This window comes from Streptomyces sp. NPDC087300 (genome assembly GCF_044744425.1).
Taxonomy (GTDB): domain Bacteria; phylum Actinomycetota; class Actinomycetes; order Streptomycetales; family Streptomycetaceae; genus Streptomyces.
In genome coordinates this window covers 77,327-94,552 of record NZ_JBIUYI010000018.1, presented here as the reverse complement: position 1 = coordinate 94,552, position 17,226 = coordinate 77,327, and the positions used below count along the sequence as shown (strand labels likewise).

Genomic DNA, 17,226 nt, shown 5'->3' with positions numbered 1-17,226 from the left:
AAATCACCCCGGAGCCGTTCCACTTCCCCGAACCTCATACCCCGCAGCATGCTCCCGAGCAGGCAAGATCGGCACACCTAACGAAGCACTACTAGTGAGGTGTCGGCCCAACCCTGCTGCGGTTGAGGCCTGGGATTAGGTAGCACGCGTGGCCCCGCATGCGCTTGTGACCAGCGCAAACATGTGAGCAACCGGGGAGAGAACCTTGATCTACTGCGGCATCGACTGGGCAGAAAAGACACACGACGTCGCCCTGGTCGACGACACCGGCCAGCTACTGGCCAAACGGCACATCACCGACGACGCGACCGGCTACGAGCTGCTTCTGGAGTTACTCGCCGAGCACGGCGACACTGAGGAGAACCCGATACCGGTCGCCATCGAGACCTCCCGCGGCTTGCTCGTTGCGGTCCTGCGGACCGGCAAACGGAAGGTCTATGCGATCAACCCGATGGCGGCCGCCCGCTACCGCGACCGCCACTCCGTCTCACGCAAGAAGTCCGAGCCCGGCGACGCTCTCGTCCTGGCGAACATCCTGCGCACCGACATGCACGCTCACCGCCCGCTGCCCGACGACTCCGACCTTGGCCGCGCCATCGCCGTCCTCGCCCGCGCCCAGCAGGACTCGCTCTGGAACCGGCAGACGATGGCCAACCAGCTCCGCTCGCTCCTGCGCGAGTACTACCCGGCCGCCCTGGACGCCGTCGCCCCCTGGGCCAACGGCCTGTGCCGCCCCGAGGCCCGCGAACTCCTCAAGGCCGCCCCCACTCCCGCGCGGGCCGCGCGGCTGACACGCTCCCAGCTCCAGGCCGCCCTCAAGCGGGCCGGCCGCCAGCGCGGCATCGCCGCCGAAGCCGACCGCCTCCGCGACATCTTCCGCGCCGAGTGGGCTCATCAGCCGCCTCTGGTCGAAGACGCGCTGGGCAAGCAGATGCTCGCCCTCCTGGTCCAGCTCGAAGCCGCCTGCACCGCCGCAGACCAACTCGCCGAGGCGGTGGAAGAGGCGTTCCCTCAGCACCCGGACGCCGAGATTCTGACGAGCTTCCCCGGGCTCGGCATCCAGCTCGCCGCCCGGATTCTGGCTGAGATCGGGGACGACCACACGCGCTTCGCCGACGCCCGCGGGCTGAAGGCCTACGCGGGCTCCTCGCCCATCACCAGGGCTTCCGGCAAGAAGTCATCGATCACGCGGCGGTGGGTGAAGAATGACCGGCTCAACCACGCCGGATACCTCTGGGCCTTCGCCGCCCTGCGTCGCTCACCCGGGGCCAACGCTCACTACCGGCGACGACGCGAGATCGGCGACTGGCACGCAGCCGCCCAGCGCAACCTCTTCAACCGCATGATCGGCCAGCTCTACTACTGCCTCCAGCACCACAAGCTGTTCGACGAGAACACCGCATTCCCCACCGAACTGGCCACTGCCGCTTGACGCGTTGGCATCGTGAGGTGTCTCCGCTATCGATCCGGCCCGCTGTGATCGCAGGCGCCGTCTCCCCCTCAGCGAGGCCGCCCGGTTCGCCGCTGCCTGGGAGGACGACGACCCTGGGCATGTCCGCAAGAAGACGGTGCTGCAGCGGATCTGCACCGCGCTGATCCGCGAGACGGTCAAGATCGCCCGCCGCTGCGGCGCACTGAAGCACTGGCGGGGTGATGTCGGTATCGACGCGACGGCCCTGCCGTCCTGGCACAAGCCCGCCCGCGAAGGACGCTCGCTCGCATCCCTCGATATCACCGCGGGGTGGCACTTCAGCGGCGGCTCCAGTGAACCCACCTTCGGTCTCAGCGGCCACCTCGCGCTGGCCGCCCTGCCCCGGCCCCGTCCCGGACGCATCGCTCAGATCGTCCTCGGCCTGGTCGTCGACTATCCCGGACGCCGCACTGGCATGAACGCCATCACTCTGCTGAAGCCGCTGGCCGCTCTTGGTCTGCCCACCGGCACCTTGGCCGTCGACCGGCTTTACACCGACGCCCGTCCCGAGACCTTCGCCCTGCCCGCCCGCAAGCTGGGATACCGACTCGCTCTGGACTACAAGCAAAACCAGCGCGGCATCCAGGGCACCCACCGCGGAGCCGTCATGATCGACGGCACCCTCGCCTGCCCGTTCATCCCGGCCACGCTCGCGAACGCCACACACCGTCTCGATGACGATGTCGCACGCCATCCGCCAGAGATCACTGCCATCCGGATCAACAACCGCAAGCCGTACTTCGTCCACCTCAAGCAGGGTCCCGACGAGGCCGGGGCGATCCGGCTCGCCTGCCCGGCAGCGGGAACCTCGCCGACCGTCAACTGCCCGCGCAGGCACTCTCCCCACAGCCCGCCACGAACCCTCGATCTCACTGATCCACGGCAGCGGAGCACCCATCCAGCCACCCGGCCGACCGTGATCGTCGCCTCCACCCAGCCGGACCTTCTGCCGGATATCTGTCGTCAGCAGTCGATCACCATTCGCCCAGGTGAACTCGGCACACTGGAGAAGTTCCGCCAGGACTTCCCCTACCTCACCGACGCCTGGACCAGCACTTTCGCGGGCATCCGATCCCAGAACGAAGGCGTCAACGGCATCCTCAAGGGCCACAGGATCGACATCTCCGAGCCGAAGAACCGCCTCGCGCACGGCCGCGTCGCCCAGACCCTGCTGATCGCACTCATGGTCACCATGGCGAACCTGATGATCCTTGATGTCTTCTGCCAGACCACCCAGGGCGAACACCTGCCCGCCACCAGCTACGACACCGACCCCATCACTGTCGAGCCCCCCGTCCCCGCACCGACCGGACGGCCTCCGCCACAGGCACCGCGATGATCCGGAAATGAACAGCCACACCAACCGCCGCCACGAGACGTTCCCGGTCCCGCAGCCACACCACCGCGCGCTCCGCCGCATCGGCCACTCCCGGAAGGCATCTCCGAGGCCCCGGAACCGCCACTCAGCCCCGGCCGGACCTCAAAAGACCTCCGAAAACTGCAAGATCCCGCCCAATCGACTCGATCGGACGGGATCTCGGGAAGCTACCTTGAGCGAACCCAAGAACTTCCCATCATCGGACAGAATTTCTCTCAGACCGTCCGCTTGCGACGCCTGCAGACCACGGGTGAGTGGTGGAGACCGCCGCGCAGCCCGCGTCTCAGGGCTCCGCGGCAGAATCCCAGAGTTCGTTCACCCCGGGTACGCGCAGCCGAGCGACGGTAGAAGAATGCCTGGCTACGGACTCTTAGAGACCGGCTATGGCCAACGGTGGGCCGAGCCGTCATGCTCCTCAGGCTCGTTCGCTCAGATCGTGCATGGTGGGAGTCCTGAAGCGAACGTGGTAGATGCCGCTGCCGGCAGGCTTCTCCACAGAGCGTGCTTTCAATGCACTCGTGTTGATGCTGGCGGGCCATGTCGTGCCGCGGTCGGACCACAGCACGCCCGTCAGTGCGGTCCGGTCCAGGCTGGTGCCGCGCAGGTCGCATGCAGTGAAGTCGTTCAAGAAGGCCTCCAGCATGACGGGGGTCATGGGTGGCAGGGGTTGTTGTGCCACGGCGGTCAGAGACTGGTGCAGTACATCCAGCCAGTCGAGCTCGAGCTGTCCGGCGTGCTGGCTGATGCTGCTGAGGCGGCGGCCCAGAGAGGCCGCGGTGCGGAGCTGCGTGAGCTGGCGAGCTACATCCTGGGCCTGCGCGACGGCCTGGACGATGCCACTGTCGAGGTCGCGTCGCAGGGCGTGGTCGCGGTCCCGGACGCGATTGATGCCGCTGGCGACAGCCAGAGCACTGGTGTGTGCTTTGGTCAGAATGCCATCCATGGAGGGTGTGAGGCCTGTTGTGTCATGGGCGGCTTCGTCGTCTGCGGCTACGAGTACCGCGGCGCGATCGAGGGCGTTACGCAGGGCGCGTAGGTGGGAGTAGACCATCTGTCGCGGTTGGAGGTCGGGGGCGGTGCGAACCCGCATGCGTATACGTGGATCGACTGACCTGAGCAGTTCCACGACCTCCTCGGGGTGGTGCATGCGGGACACCCTGCCCGATGAGGTGTCTGCGGGAAGCGGGCTCGGGGCCAGAACTTCGCCCAGCCCTGCTTCGACATCGAGGACGTGGGCGAGGCCGTCCACGAACTCCTCGTGCTGGGACGGCAGGAGAATCTCGCGCAGGCCGGACTCGATATCCAGGACGGTCATCAGACGGCGGTGGAACTCCTCCACCTCGAGTGCGAGCCAACGGGGTGGGATCGCCCCGCTGTCTGGGTTCTGAGGCTTGTCGCTCATGCGTTCCTCCTTCCGTTCGGAGCGTGCTGCGCCAGAGCGCGGCGTGCCTTTTTCAGGCTTGCCCGTACTGCTTCAGGAGTCAGCTGCAACTGAACTGCGATCTCTGACGGGGCGTAGCCACTGAGGGTCCACGCCATGATCTGGCGCTGGCGGTAGGGCAGTTTTTTCAGCAGCTGCAGGGTGTCGTGGCGCAATTCCCATTGAGCGAAGGCGTCTGGTGCGGGTAGCAGGGAGGTGGGTTCAGGCTGTTCCAGCGGCCTCTCTCGTACGTCGGCGGCTGCCCGGACCAGTGCTCGTGAGGCAACGGCGTGAACCCATGCTTTGGGCTGGTGGATTCCTCCCCAGCGTTGGTAGGCCTTGATCATGGTGTCCTGCGCGATGTCCGCGGCGAGGGGAAGCGGGGCACCGTGCTGCATCAGGAAGCCGGTCAGTTTGTGGATGGTCTCCCGGTAGAAGGCGGCGAACTCCTCATCCGCCTTGGCCCGCAGATGACGGTGCTGAACGGAAGGACTGTCGCTGGCTGGGACGGTCCTGGGAGGTTCCCTGCCCTCGCTCGTGTTGTGGTCGTTCATGCCGACCTCCCGAGTTCGGGCGGCGCCCCGACCCGCATGACACGCTGCCGGTCGTGTTGATGAGCCGCTTCCCCCGTACCCGCGCCGTCCGCCCTCTGCACGACGGCGGTGAGGTACTCCATACGTCGTATGCGCCAGCGCAGCCACAGCTCGAGCACGGCACATGCCTTTCCACATACCAGCGGCACCGCAGTAACAACGGCTGTTGGAACATCCATTGCTTCCTCTTTTCCGCAAGACGTTCTCGCCCCGCCATGAAGGAGCCCGTTATGGAGTGAGAGCGCGGAAGCCCTCGTTCCGTGAACCTCCCGGCAGCACTGTGCGAAGCAGGACTTCGCGAGCGGGCAGCACACCTGACGAAGCCATCGGAGAAGCATCTGGGCCGCCCCGGGCCCTTCTCATCACTATGGGTGATGACGATGAGATGGATCGCGAGAACTGTCGATGGGGTGGGTAGCAGTGGGCCGCCCTGGCTGGGCCCGTGGACCTGACCTGTTCCTCGTTCACGTCTCAGCATGAGGTTGAGAAGGGCCCGTGCGACCGCATGTCGGCAGTCCAGCCCGCCGGGGCCATGGCTCGTCGGCAGATTTGCAAGGTTCCAGGGGGCTCAGCGGGTCTGCCACATGGTCATCCAGTGGGCGACCTCGGGCCGATGGGTGAGGGGTACGACTGTCTCTATCCGGGTGCCGGATTCCTTCTCGATGATGAGGAGCTTCGTCCGGTAGAGGGCGGCTTGCTCACTTCTGTGCAGAGTTCCTGTGGGGCGTCCGGAGAACAGGGAGCGTGGTTGGATCAGCAGGTGGTGGTCGGTGAGCGCGACGGTGAACTCCTCTGTGAGTAGCGGGTAGGGCAGTCGGCCAACTCTCCTGCGGACGGGGACGAGCAGCCGAACGCCGTTCGTCGCAGAACGAGGTGTGTCCCGTACACCAGGGCGAGAAGTCCTGCGTACCACGCAGCGGACGCAGGAAGAGCCCACTCGGCAACCTGCGGATATGCGATGGCTGCTACGGCAAGAGCGGACGCAGACAGCCGGGCGATAGTGATCGCAATGACTCTGGCCACGGGGTTCATTCCGTTCCCTTGAGCGTTTCCTTGGATCTGGCTGCGGGGACGCCGTGCTGTGTCACCTCCTGGCCAGTGGGCGACACAGCACGGCGGATTTCCGGTCAGGGGGTCAGTATCGGCGCCCCTCTCCACTGAGGCATGTACGGTGCCATGACGCCGCCGACGATGCCCTGGGTGAGGCCGCCCGTGACGCTTTCGCCCGTGAGCTTAGCCATCCCTGCGCCCGCTGCACCGCCCCACAGAGCACCGGTGACTGCACCTGCGAACAGGCATGCCGCGCCCGCTGTCGCTCCGCAGGCTGTCCCAACAGCCACTGTGGTAGCGGCACCGACGGCCACACCCACGACCGCGCTGCCTGCCGACTTAACCCAGCCAGGGACGCCCCAGAGGCCATTGGGGTCGATGATGTTGGTGGGGTCGCCGGAGGCGTACAGGTAGGGGTTGGTTTCCAGGCCCGCGGGGCCAGGCTGGGTGAAGCGGCCGGTGCGCGGGTCCATGTAGCGGGCGCCGTTGTGGTAGAGCTGCGTGGGGTCCTGGTAACCGGCAGCGAACCGATAGGGCTGCGATACCTTCTGGTTGATGTTCCGGGTGACGCCGCGCGGGCTGTAGTCGTAGCTGTTGACCTTCGCGCCTTGGTCGTCGACCACTGCTCTGGTGCTGCCGATGGCGTCGGTGAGGTAGTAGTACGTGCTCTGTGTCCTCGACGGGCCTTCGGTGCGGAAGGAGTTGAGGTTGCCGCCCGGCTCACGGGTGAAGTTCATATCCACACCGGCGGTGGTCTTGGAGGAGAGGCCGACCGGGCCGTGGTGGAAGCTGGTGTCGCCGAACTGGGTGCGCTCGGACTGGTCGGTGGAGGCGTAGCGGCCCTTGAACTCCTTGCCGCCCTGGGTGAGCGAGGTGAGCTGGGAGAAGTCGTTCCACTGCCCGCCAGTGCGCGCCGTTTCAGCGGTCGGGGCGCCGGCCGTTTCATTGCCGGCCTTGTCATAGGACCAGCCATTGGTGTCGCCGTCCTTGCCGGTGATCTGGGAGGCGTCGTTGTAGCTGTAGGTGATGCCGCCTGGGCAGCCGGTCTTGCGGCCCTGTGAGGTGAGGTTGCCTGCCTTGTCGTAGCAGTACAGCCAACTGTCGTTGACGGCCGAGCCCTTGGTCTCGTTGGTGGATGCAGTAGGACTGACTGTGGGTACGGGTTAGACGGACCGAGGGCACAGGGGGAGGCATGGCCGCGAAGGGAGTTGCCCGCGGACGCGCGACCGTGGGCACGATCGCCGGGTTCGTCCTGCGCGTCGCCCGGGAGAGTACGAGCATCCGCACGCAGGTCGGCATGGCCGAAGCGATGGGCGTCGATCTCGCCACCTGGCAGGGCTGGGAGACCGGACGACGACCGCTCGCCAACGTGAAGGCCGGGGTCCTTCTCTACATCCGGCGCAGGTTACTCGCGGTCGGTGCGGACCCCGGTGTCCTTCACCTTCTCGACCCGGCGATGGACGCGGATATCAACGACCTTCACCCCCTCGCGAGTTGGGTGCACACTCGCGATACGGCTCACATGATCGCCTGGGCACTGAACGGGACTGCTCCACGCGCTCTTGTTCCCAGAGCGACGACGGGGCGTCGCGGCCCCGTCGCCAAGGCCCGCTCTTACCTACGTCCGACCGCGACGTCTTTTTCGCGCACCTCCGGGAGACTGCCGAATCCGCGTTGCGCGCCGGAGACGGCGGCCTGCTGCTACACCGCCAGACCCTCTACCTCTGCTCCTGCGACCGCGGCTCCGAGGCGACGTCGTGGATGGTGCACGCGCTACACAGCCGCCGCGACCTGATCTCCGCCCGCGGCTGGACCCCGCACTGGCCACCGCAAGGTCAACAGCCGCCGCACTGGTACGGCTCGGTGACCGTCAACCGCTGCTCGACTTCATGGAGCGAGGCTTGGCGAACGACGATTCCGCCGAGATCGCGAACCTCAACTACTGGGCCTACGGGTTCGGTTCGATCAGCGAGCCGGAGCCGGACGACGGTTTCATGCGGCACGGCCCAACCAACTGGGAGCCCGTACGGTTCCTTCGGGGCCTCGCCACCGGCCTTCAGTAAGCTCCGGCGTACATAGACGTCTACGTTCACTGTTCACTCGCTCTGGGCCCTCCTCACTACCAACCGGTGGCTCCCCCTGGCAGACCCCGTCCTCGCTGACAAGCTCGCTGCGCACACCGCCCGGCTCCTCGATCACGACGGGATCTCCCCGCGAGCCAGGCGGGAACTCAGTTGGGTGCGGCTCTTCTGAAGTGGAGCGTTGAGCTGGGGTAACGCCGGTTGGGGTGTGCTTGCCGCTGTCCGTCTCTACCGTGGTGGTGGAGGGGGTGTCGGATGGGTTCGCTGTTTGAGGAGTTGAAGGCTCGGGAGGCGGCTGCCCGTGTGCGGGTGGAAGGGCTAGAGGAGGAACTCGCTCTTGTTTCAGCGCAGTTGGGGCAGGCCCGGGAGGGGCTGGAGCGGTTGCGGGTCACGCGTGAGACGGTGGCCAAGGTGATGGCTGAGATCTCGGTGGCTTCGGACGCGGAGCCCGAGGTCGAAAGACTGGACGGTGGTCAGGTGCCGTCGCCGTACGCGGGTGCGGAACGGCGGGTGGTGGGGGTTCTGGCGGTGCCGAAGTGACAGCCAGGGATGGACGTGAAGGTGCTGCCGCGGGTTTACCAGGACATTCTGGAGGTGGTCGCGGATGCTCCGGGGCCGGTACGGGCCAAGCAGATCGTTCCGCGGATCGGATTGCCCGCGCAGGTCGGGAAGATCGAGGGCACCCGCTCGAAGCTGAAGCGGCTGGTCGAGCGGGGCTGGCTGGACGAGGACGAACCGGGGCTGTTCACGCCGGCCCGTGGCCGGGCGGGATCCTCGTCCAACTCCGAGTAGAGGCGGGGCTCTTCTCTCTACAGTCGAAGGTGCCACCCAATCGACCCAGCACGAGAAGAGCCCCGGGATGGAACCGTATGCCTCTCACACGGGTGCTGACCTGTTTGCCCGCTCGGTCAGTGCCTTCGAATCGCTGATACGCACCCTGTCAGGCGGACCTGCCGCCTCATGGACGCACGCCGCACTCGAAGAACACCTGGAACACGAGGGCCGGGAGTTGCTGCGGCAGCTCTTCCAGGACCACCTGGACCTGCGGGCCCGCACGGAGAAGGAAGCAGTACGGTCCGGTCTGCATCCGGCAGTGTCCGGTCCGGACGGATACCCGCGTCCGTGGCGGGAGACGGATCACGGGCGCTGGCTGGCCTGCCTGTTCGGGCTTGTGCGCGTGGAGAGGGTGGCCCATCGGGGCCCCGGAATGGCGAACGTCCATCCGGCGGATTCGGCTCTGTCGCTGCCCGCGGGACGGCACTCGATGGGACTGCGCAGGCTTGCCGTGGTGGAGGTGGTGCGGGGTCCGTTCGACCAGGCCCAGCAGGCAATCGAGCGGCGCTGCGGGAAAGTGGTGGGAAACGGCGTCTCGAACAGCTCGTCGTGGAGGCGGCCGTCGACCTCGCCGCCTACTACACGGTGAAGATCCCCGCCCCATGCACCCGCGAGATGCCGTTGGCCATCCAGGTCGACGGCAAGGGAGTGGTCATGCGACCCGAGGCCCTGAGTGAAGCCACCCGCCGGGCGGCTGCCAAAAGTGCGGCTGCCGGGCGGCGTGGTCGCCTGGCCCCGGGCGAGAAGCCCAACCGGAAGCGGATGGCGACCGTGGCCTGCGTCTTCGACACCGTTCCCGCCCCGCGTCGGCCGCACGACATCATCCATCCGCCCGGCGGACGCTCTGATACCCGGCCGGTGAGGCGTGGCCCGAAGGCGCAGCAGAAATGGTGCACCGCCTCCGTGATCCGTACGTCGGAGCAGGTCGTGGCCGATGCCCTCGAGCAGGCGGAGGCCCGTGACCCGCAGCATCTGCGGGACTGGGTCGTTCTTGTCGACGGCGCCCGTCACCAACTCGACCTGATCCACGCCGAGGCAGCCCGCCGGGATGCCAGCGTTCACGTCCTGCTCGACTTCGTGCACGTCGCGGAGTACTGCTGGACGGCCGCCCATGCTTTTCATCCGCCCGGCAGTCGCGAGGCCGCGACGTGGGCTGCGGACAAACTCACAGCGATCCTCGCAGGATAGTCCGCACGGGCCGCCACCGAGATGAGCGCACAGGCCACGGCCGAACAGCTTCCCGCGGCCCGCCGCGCAGCGGTCACCACCTGTCACCGTTACCTCACCGGGCACCTCGCCCAACTCGACTACGACACCGCCCTCACGGCGGGCTGGCCGATCGCCACCGGCGCCGTCGAAGGAGCCTGCCGACATCTGATCGCCGACCGCCTCGACATCACCGGTGCCCGCTGGGGACTCGACGGTGCCGAAGCCGTCCTCCAACTCCGCGCACTGATCACAAACGGTGATTTCGAGGACTACTGGCGTTTTCATTCGGGTCGCGTACATGAGCGGCTCTATCCCACTGCCGAACGGCAGGAATACGACCTCACCGCTTGACCAGGACGCTCTCTGGTAAAGGCGTGATCCACGGAGGTCAGTCTGGGGAAGGGCCGTCGTAGTAGCCGGGCCGGGCCAGCAGCACCGAGCTGAAGTAGTAGCCCTGCTCGTCCTCTGGTTCATCGTCGGCTTCGAAAGGGCGCCAAAAGCTGAGCAACAGGTCTCGCGCGACGAAGGATGCAGGATCGTCCTCGTCGGGTTCGATAGCGGTGATCTCGGCCATCCGGCTCACGACCTCACGGGCTGGCAGGCCGAAGACGTCGATACCGCGGAAGAGCACGACGTCCGAAGAGGCCGACGGGCGTCCCAACTCAACGGATTCCAGACGGTTGCGCATGCACCCGATGCTGATCATCAGGCCGCTGGGCCGGAAGATGTGCTGCCCCGCCCGATCGGCAGCGGCGAGCTCCCTCATGTCACGCAGGGACTCCAGTGCGCTGTTCGCGGCCTCGCGCGACATGCCGATCACAAGAGAACCGATGCCTATCGGCGGGACCAACTCGAAGTTCATGCGCGCATGCTGTCACGGCGAGCCTTCAAGTTCTTCCCTCAGAGGGAGCTACACCCATCCAAGTTCGCCTCGGTCAGGTCCGCGTCGGTCAGGTCCGCCACGATCAGGTTCACGTCGCGCAGTTTCGCGCTGGTGAGTCTCGCGTTGGTCAGGTTCGCTTCGCTCAGGGCCGCGCCGGACAAGTCCGCGGCGCGGAGGGTCGTGCTGAACAGCAGCGCCTTGACCAGATGCCTGGCGACCAGGTGCGATTCGCTCAGGTTGGCTCCCAGGCGAGTGCTCAGTCCCGTCGCGGTGGGTGTGTGGCGAGGCCCGACTGCCGGTTCATGCCTTCGTCGCCGCTGCCACGGATGCGGGCGTGGATGCTCCCGCAGCATGGGCACGACTGAGCTGCGGCCAGGCTCGGCTACGGTCAAACGGCGCGTCCCGATCGCAGAGCCCTGAAGCGGCGGCTGCGGCTCATCAGGTAGCGCAGCAGTCGACACGTCAGGATGAGCGTGTGGCACGACCCGACGGAGTGCTGGCGAAGCGGCCGAAGCCCACGAGGGTGAGGAGGCCTCCGACGACGACTGCAGGCAGAGCCAGGTGGTTGCAGACCGCGTCGGCGTTCTCACCGATCCACACCGCGATACCGGTGCCGCGGACGAACTCGGGGCGGTGGTAGTCGTACTGGCTCATGCCCGCACCGGCGGCCATGCAGAGCCATCCGGCCATTATCAGGAGCAACGTTGTGCGGCGTTGCCGCCGGTCACGGCCCGCCCGGAGAGGCTTCAGCGCCACGTCGAACTCCCCGGCGGCCCTCCGTTCCTTTTGCGCGACCCAGTGGGCGGCGGCCCTGGCCTCGACCTCCTCGGCCGCGTCGAAGTGGTGGCGCGTCGCCGCGTCATGACAGACCGCCTCGTCGCACAGCACGCGGCCTGTTACCGCCACCGACCGTCCGGACGCTCGTCGATGTCGATGTCGGCTTCGGAGAGCCCGGCGTAGACGCAGGTGGATGCCGCTGTACGGACGCCCGCGCGCACTGCGGCCTCCAGCGCGGCGCGGCCGTCCGGCGCGGCGGCGAGTTGCCCGGCGTTCCACCGCTGGCGGTCGCTGTGCACCGTGAAGGCGCGCTCCGCCGAGGACAGGGCTAGGGTCACCGGCACATTCAGCGGCATGAAGGAGGCACCTTCCGTGGGATGGAGAAAGAGCGTAGCGAGGGGTCCCGGCCTACAGCGCCTTTAGCAGTAGGCGTACGCCTCGAGACGGTTAACCGTTTTCTCCCGTTAGGCCGCTCCGGCACCGGGCCACTGCCACCAGCGCGGCCAAACCAACGCCCTCGTGAGTGCAGAGGCACCTCAGTAAAGTGGGCGTGATTCGAATGAAGTTGATGGCGCATCAGCACCGGGGAATGGAGAGACAGTGAACAACCCTTACGCCCCTGCCTCCGGCATGGAGAAACAGCCGGGATGGTCATGGCTCGACGAGTACCTATGGGTCTCGTGCGACATCATTTCCGATCTGGCCGAAGGCCGGCTGGAGCAGCGTCCGCTGGTCACCACCGTCGCCCGGCTCGAGCCCGGAGAACGCGCACTCGCCGTCGGTCCCGCAACGCGTTTGACCTGGCGGGCGCTGGGCGACGGCAGCTACATGCACCGAAGCGTCGTTGCGTTCGGCAGTCCCACATTCGTACTCGGCAGCATGGCCGGCTCGGCCCTCGGTAACTCCGCCCGCCGCCGCGCTGCAGCGAACGACGCGCAACCGCGCTGGGTGGTGAACGGATCCGGCGAAATCACCGTCACCACGCGCAAGGTCTACTTCGGACACCCGAAGTGCCCACTTGACCTCGCCTGGAGCGGCCTGGACGCGATTGACCTCGTCGCACCCGAGGTCTTCCAGACCAGCTTCCGCGACATCCACAACGGACGGCAGACGACAGTCCAGCTCCACACTCCCTGGGCGTCCCTGCTGTTCGTCCTGGCCGCTGTCGCAGCCTTCCCCGCCCATCCCCGACTGCTGGGACGCGGCTGGCTCCCACCAGACTTCGAGAGGCGATGCACCGATATCGGCAGGCCATGCCGCCCGGCATCCCACCTCCTGCTGAACCGCGGCCACTAGAGAACGCCGACCGGAGCAACGGCAGTACGGTTACACCTCAAGTTCCTTCCCGAAAACCCTTCGGTAATCCCGAACTTGTGGGCTCCTCCTGGGCATCAGGTCGAAGCCCAGCAGGTGGGCGAGCGCGAAGACAGGGAAACTCTGGCCCTGCGTATCCGCGTGCACCGCGGTCGGCTGCACTTCGCTCGTGTTCTTCAGCAGGCCCTCGATGATGTATACGGCCTCCCACACGCCGAACGGGATGACGTGCGTGAACAGCGCGATGTAGGTGTCCGAGACGTGGTGGTAGGCGATGCCGCCCGGCTTGCCGTACCGGACGCTCGTCTCGGAGAGCGCGGAAGTGCATCTGCGTGAGGCGGTCGACGGTCATTCAGTGCAGCAGAATCCGGTGGTTCGTGCTTGGACGAGCAGGGTGCGGGCGGTACGCGGGCCCGGGCAGGGGGCGAGGAGTTCCTGAGTGCTGATGGTGGTGAAGCCGGCCTCGCGGAGGGCTTTCGTCCAGACCTGTTCCTGAAGGACCCAGCGGGGCATCGTGCTCGCCTGGCCGTCGGGGGTCTTCGCCGGGATCTCGGCGCACTGCACGTCACTCTGGGCGGGGGCGCCGTCCAGGTAGTGCGCCAGTGTGGAGAAGACCAGCTGTCCGCCGGGGCGCAGGGCTGCGGCCGCCGCGGGCAGCAGTTCGCCCGGCGGGACGAAGTCGATGGCGCCGAAGACGCTGTAGAGCACGTCGTAGGTGCCGGTCGCGGCCCGCAGGTGGTCCACGACGTCGCAGTGCACGATGCGCAGGCGGGGTGCGAGGTGGCCGAACAGGGAGGTGGCCATCGCGTGTTGGGCGGGTGAGGCATCCACCGCGATGACCTGGGCCGCGCGGTGCCGGACGGCCAGGTAGGCGGCGTGCCGTGCGGCGCCGGCGCCGAGGTCGCCGACACACCGGCCGGCCAGGTCGCCCAGAATGTCCGGGCCGGGCCCGCAGTCCTGGCTCCACGTCCAGTGAAATGCGTCCGGAACGCGCTGGTCGGTGGCGGCACGCGTGCGGCCGTAGTGGTGCCAGAGGTCAGGGGCGGCAGTGCTCACCCGCCCGATCGTGCCCGCTGTGCCCCGGCCGCGGGCCGGGTCCGCGCAACCTCACCCGGTCGAGCTCGCGGGCCCCGGCCCGGCCGGGACCCGCGAGCGGACGGTGTGCGAGGTCAGTGCGAGTCGCTGCCAGGATGGCAGGGGCCGCAGGGCGCGGCATCGGCCCACAGCGGCACATCCACCTCCCACCCGTCGGCGGCGATCAGGTGCGCCGTCCGCATCACGGAGCCGTCGTCCTTGAACTCGACCTCGGGAACGTGGTGCAGGAAGTGCCCGCCGTTGTGCTGCGCGCACAGCTCGGCGTAGGCGACGGTGTCCAGGATGACGGTGTGGACGCCGATGTCGACCAGCGTGCTGGGGGCGAGCCCGAGGGCCTCGCCGCGGTGTCCCATCGCGGTCAGCAGGTAGGCGTACGCCTGGTCCAGGACCCGGGCGGCCATGACCGAGTCCTAGGGGTAGTCGCGCACGAGGAGCCCGATCTGCTTCTCCCACAGTGCGGCCGGGACGGCCTCGCGCGCCCGGCGGACCGGGCCGCTGGAGCGGGCCGTGGGAGATACGACGGCAGTGGCCATGATGCCTCCGAAATGCTCGGTGCCCCGCCGATGGGGGCCGTGCTCCCAGCACGCCGCCCCTCGGCGTTATGCCGTGGTCAACTGCCCTTCTGTGCAAGGCGTTTGCACATCACGCAAGCAGACTCGATGGCGGAGCCCGACCCTCGTACCGTGAAAGCCCCCGGCCGCGCGGTGTGGGAGGGCCCGATGCCCGTTGACCCGCTGTGGAACAGCACACGCGCCCGCACGCTGGCCGCACAGCGGCTCCCCGGCGCGCTCATCCGGCTCGGCCGCGAACACCACGCCTGGACCCTGGTCCACCTCGGCAGCCGGATCGGCTGCTCACCGGCCACCCTCTCCCGCCTGGAACGCCGCACCCGCATCATCGACCTGGCCCTGATCCACCGCGCCGCGCTGGAAGTCGGCGTGCCTTCACACCCCGCTACTGCCAGTCCGCCGATTCGGACCTGGCCCACCACCACGTGCCGCACCTACGTGGCCTCGACAGCGACGAAGCCCACACCGAACTCGCCGACCTCCTCCTGCCCTACGCCGCGAAAGCCTGGGACGACCTGCAAAACCCCGACGCGGGCACGGTCTGCTTCGAACACGACCACTACCTGAAGATGTGGGCCCTGACCGAACCCGTCCTGCACGCCGACTACCTGCTGCTGTACGAGGCCCAGGACACCAACCCCGTCCTCGAACACATCGTTCTGGCCCAAAAGGACCGCACTCAGATCGTCATGGTCGGCGACTCCGCCAGGCCGTCTACGACTGGCGCGGCGCCCGCGACGTCATGACCGGCTTCAAGGGCCACCACCTCACCCTCACCCGCTCCTTCCGCTTCGGCCCCCACCTCACCACCGAAGCCAACCGCTGGCTCACCCTCTCCGGCGCCCCCATCCGCCTCACCGGAAGCACCGACATCCCCACCACCATCGGCCCGCACACCGGCCACCCCGGCGCCGTCACCGAAATCCTCACCCTCCTCAAGACCGGTGTTCCCAGCGCGCTGGCCGGGGGAGGAGACGCCCTGAGTGCACTCGCCCAGGCAGCCCGCGACCTCATCCAGGGACGGCGCACCCACCACCCCGAACTCGTGCTGTTCACCACCTGGCCCGCCCTGCGCGACTACGCCGAACTCGACCCCGCCGGCGCCGACCTCCAGCCCTTCGCCAACCTCGTCGACGAACACGGACCCGACGCCATCCTTCATGCCGTCGAACGCCTCGTCCCCGAACTCCACGCCCAGGTCACCGTCTCCACCGTCCACAAAGCCAAAGGCCGCGAATGGCCCCACGTCCGCATCGCCCCCGACTTCACCCCGCCCCCCGACACCGACGAACACGACGCCACCGGCCGCCCGGTGCCCGGCCCCATCGATCCGGACGAGGCACGCCTCGCCTACGTCGCCGTCACCCGAGCCCGCCACCACCTCGACCCTGCGGGCCTGGCGTGGATCAACCAGCATCCTGATAACCCCGCACCGACCTCTTGAGGGTGTGTCGATTTGACTGGACAGACCCTCGCCCGTTTCTGTCGGCGCATTACGAACTCAGGTCACTAGTGCGGTGCTGCGTCGAGAACGATGTCAAACCCTCTGGCGTCGAGGTCGAGCGTCAGTCTCCGCCGAATGCTGGGAGAGCCCGAGACGGTCAGTGTGTATTCCCCCGCGGGGACGGCGGTGAAGGCGAAGTGCCCCGAGGGACTCGCGTGGGCGGCCAGCCAGAAGCCGACGTCGTCGATGAGGGTGACGTGGACACCGGCCGCCGGTGTGCCGTCCTTGCGGCGCACGACGCCGTCCACGGAGACCAGCCGGTGCGCCAGGGTGATGTCCTCGACTTCGGTGGTATAGGCGGTGACGTGTACCGGACGGGTCGTGGGCCGGTGCAGTCGGTGTTCGGTGATGAGGAGGTAGGTCCCTGCGTGCAGCGCGGTGAACCCGTACCTGCCGCTCGGGCCGGTGCAGGCCGCGTGCAGTACGGCGCCGTCGCTTCGGGCCAAGACGACGATGGCGTCGGAAATGGGGCTGCGCAGGGACTCCTCGCGTACGGTACCGCCGATGCTAGCCACGGCGATGAGCGCGATGCCCGAGGCCAGCCGGCCGTGGTCCGTGATGCTCAGGGTCTGGGGGAAGTAGCCCGTGGCGCCGACGACGAGGAGGTAGCGTCCGGCCTTCGGGGCCCGCAGCCGGAAGTGACCGCGCCGGTCCGCGGTGCCGCGGGAAGCGGCCTGGCCCGATGCGTCGATGAGCGCCAGCCGCGCCCGGGCGATCGGAGGGCCGCCGTCCCTCACCACCTGACCGCTGACTTCGCGGGTACGGGCACTGAAGAAGCGGCGCTGCCCGGGGAACGCGCCGGTGGGCACGCGGCAGCGGCGTCCTGGCCATAGCCTGCGAAGGAAACGCGGTAAGCGACCCAAGAAGTTCATTGGTAGGTGAACACCCTTTCTCTCACTTCCCGTTGCCGCGAAGAGGTCGGAGCCGTGGGGGGGGGCCCCCCCGGGGCCCCCCCCCCCCCCCGGGGGCGGGCGCCCCCCGGGGGGGTGGGGTGTTTGGGGCGTGTTTTTGCCACCCCACCACCCCCCCCACACACCCCCCAGGCCCC

At 67.8% G+C, this 17,226-nt stretch carries 17 protein-coding genes and 3 pseudogenes; 8 read left to right on the top strand and 12 right to left on the bottom strand.

The window, feature by feature from the left end:
• Positions 1-205 precede the first annotated feature (205 nt).
• Both ACIO9J_RS41900 and ACIO9J_RS41895 read left to right on the top strand, forming a co-directional pair.
• Positions 206-1,432, top strand: coding sequence for an IS110 family transposase (locus ACIO9J_RS41900; RefSeq protein WP_402010816.1), 1,227 nt, complete (start codon positions 206-208; stop codon positions 1,430-1,432).
• Between the two features lie 136 nt (positions 1,433-1,568).
• Positions 1,569-2,810: a hypothetical protein gene (locus ACIO9J_RS41895; protein ID WP_402010814.1), complete on the top strand. Its 1,242-nt coding sequence runs from the start codon at positions 1,569-1,571 to the stop codon at positions 2,808-2,810.
• A gap of 454 nt (positions 2,811-3,264) precedes the next feature.
• Here ACIO9J_RS41895 and ACIO9J_RS41890 read toward each other — a convergent pair whose 3' ends face one another.
• From ACIO9J_RS41890 to ACIO9J_RS41880, 3 genes are all read right to left on the bottom strand, one after another.
• A complete protein-coding gene (locus tag ACIO9J_RS41890) occupies positions 3,265-4,251 on the bottom strand; it encodes a hypothetical protein (protein WP_402010812.1) in 987 nt (328 codons plus the stop codon).
• On the bottom strand, positions 4,248-4,823 hold the full coding sequence (locus ACIO9J_RS41885; RefSeq protein ID WP_402010810.1) for an RNA polymerase sigma factor: 576 nt from the start codon (positions 4,821-4,823) through the stop codon (positions 4,248-4,250). Before ACIO9J_RS41885 ends, ACIO9J_RS41890 begins: the two co-directional genes overlap by 4 nt.
• A 1,166-nt stretch (positions 4,824-5,989) precedes the next feature.
• On the bottom strand, positions 5,990-6,649 hold the full coding sequence (locus ACIO9J_RS41880) for an RHS repeat-associated core domain-containing protein (RefSeq protein ID WP_402010808.1): 660 nt from the start codon (positions 6,647-6,649) through the stop codon (positions 5,990-5,992).
• 1,164 nt (positions 6,650-7,813) lie between these two features.
• On the opposite strand from ACIO9J_RS41880, the gene ACIO9J_RS41875 reads away from it, so the two are divergent.
• The 4 genes and pseudogenes from ACIO9J_RS41875 (at position 7,814) to ACIO9J_RS41860 (ending at position 10,387) form a co-directional block, all read left to right on the top strand.
• A complete protein-coding gene (locus tag ACIO9J_RS41875; RefSeq protein ID WP_402010807.1) occupies positions 7,814-7,975 on the top strand; it encodes a hypothetical protein in 162 nt (53 codons plus the stop codon).
• A 273-nt stretch (positions 7,976-8,248) separates the two neighbouring features.
• A complete protein-coding gene (locus ACIO9J_RS41870; protein ID WP_402010805.1) occupies positions 8,249-8,533 on the top strand; it encodes a hypothetical protein in 285 nt (94 codons plus the stop codon).
• A 9-nt stretch (positions 8,534-8,542) separates the two neighbouring features.
• Positions 8,543-8,785: a hypothetical protein gene (locus ACIO9J_RS41865; protein WP_402010804.1), complete on the top strand. Its 243-nt coding sequence runs from the start codon at positions 8,543-8,545 to the stop codon at positions 8,783-8,785.
• A gap of 67 nt (positions 8,786-8,852) precedes the next feature.
• Positions 8,853-10,387 (top strand): annotated as a pseudogene (locus ACIO9J_RS41860) (ISKra4 family transposase).
• A gap of 37 nt (positions 10,388-10,424) precedes the next feature.
• On the opposite strand, the gene ACIO9J_RS41855 reads toward ACIO9J_RS41860, so the two are convergent.
• The 4 genes from ACIO9J_RS41855 to ACIO9J_RS41840 form a co-directional block, all read right to left on the bottom strand.
• On the bottom strand, positions 10,425-10,898 hold the full coding sequence (locus tag ACIO9J_RS41855; protein ID WP_402010802.1) for a hypothetical protein: 474 nt from the start codon (positions 10,896-10,898) through the stop codon (positions 10,425-10,427).
• Positions 10,899-10,936: 38 nt separating this feature from the next.
• Entirely contained in the window at positions 10,937-11,272 is a 336-nt protein-coding gene (locus tag ACIO9J_RS41850) for a pentapeptide repeat-containing protein (RefSeq protein WP_402010800.1), read from the bottom strand.
• A 109-nt stretch (positions 11,273-11,381) separates the two neighbouring features.
• Entirely contained in the window at positions 11,382-11,825 is a 444-nt protein-coding gene (locus tag ACIO9J_RS41845; RefSeq protein ID WP_402010799.1) for a hypothetical protein, read from the bottom strand.
• Positions 11,816-12,052 carry a hypothetical protein gene (locus ACIO9J_RS41840; protein WP_402010797.1) on the bottom strand — a complete coding sequence of 79 codons (237 nt, stop codon included), beginning with the start codon at positions 12,050-12,052 and terminating at the stop codon, positions 11,816-11,818. Before ACIO9J_RS41840 ends, ACIO9J_RS41845 begins: the two co-directional genes overlap by 10 nt.
• Positions 12,053-12,296: 244 nt before the next feature.
• Here ACIO9J_RS41840 and ACIO9J_RS41835 point away from each other — a divergent pair, with 244 nt between their 5' ends.
• Positions 12,297-12,992 carry a hypothetical protein gene (locus ACIO9J_RS41835; protein WP_402010795.1) on the top strand — a complete coding sequence of 232 codons (696 nt, stop codon included), beginning with the start codon at positions 12,297-12,299 and terminating at the stop codon, positions 12,990-12,992.
• Positions 12,993-13,052: 60 nt separating this feature from the next.
• Here ACIO9J_RS41835 and ACIO9J_RS41830 read toward each other — a convergent pair.
• The 4 genes and pseudogenes from ACIO9J_RS41830 to ACIO9J_RS41815 form a co-directional block, all read right to left on the bottom strand.
• Positions 13,053-13,325 (bottom strand): annotated as a pseudogene (locus ACIO9J_RS41830) (Tn3 family transposase); the annotation flags it as partial.
• Positions 13,326-13,358: 33 nt separating this feature from the next.
• The gene (locus ACIO9J_RS41825; protein ID WP_402010793.1) at positions 13,359-14,066 is read right to left on the bottom strand and encodes a class I SAM-dependent methyltransferase; all 708 of its coding nucleotides are present in this window, start codon (positions 14,064-14,066) and stop codon (positions 13,359-13,361) included.
• A 113-nt stretch (positions 14,067-14,179) separates the two neighbouring features.
• The gene (locus ACIO9J_RS41820) at positions 14,180-14,506 is read right to left on the bottom strand and encodes a hypothetical protein (RefSeq protein ID WP_402010791.1); all 327 of its coding nucleotides are present in this window, start codon (positions 14,504-14,506) and stop codon (positions 14,180-14,182) included.
• 9 nt (positions 14,507-14,515) lie between these two features.
• Complete coding sequence (locus ACIO9J_RS41815; protein WP_402010790.1) at positions 14,516-14,638, bottom strand: hypothetical protein; 123 nt, start codon at positions 14,636-14,638, stop codon at positions 14,516-14,518.
• Positions 14,639-15,057: 419 nt separating this feature from the next.
• Here ACIO9J_RS41815 and ACIO9J_RS41810 point away from each other — a divergent pair.
• Positions 15,058-16,118: pseudogene (locus ACIO9J_RS41810) on the top strand (UvrD-helicase domain-containing protein); the annotation flags it as partial.
• A gap of 65 nt (positions 16,119-16,183) precedes the next feature.
• Here ACIO9J_RS41810 and ACIO9J_RS41805 read toward each other — a convergent pair.
• A complete protein-coding gene (locus tag ACIO9J_RS41805; RefSeq protein WP_402010788.1) occupies positions 16,184-16,987 on the bottom strand; it encodes a collagen binding domain-containing protein in 804 nt (267 codons plus the stop codon).
• Between the last annotated feature and the right edge of the window lie 239 nt (positions 16,988-17,226).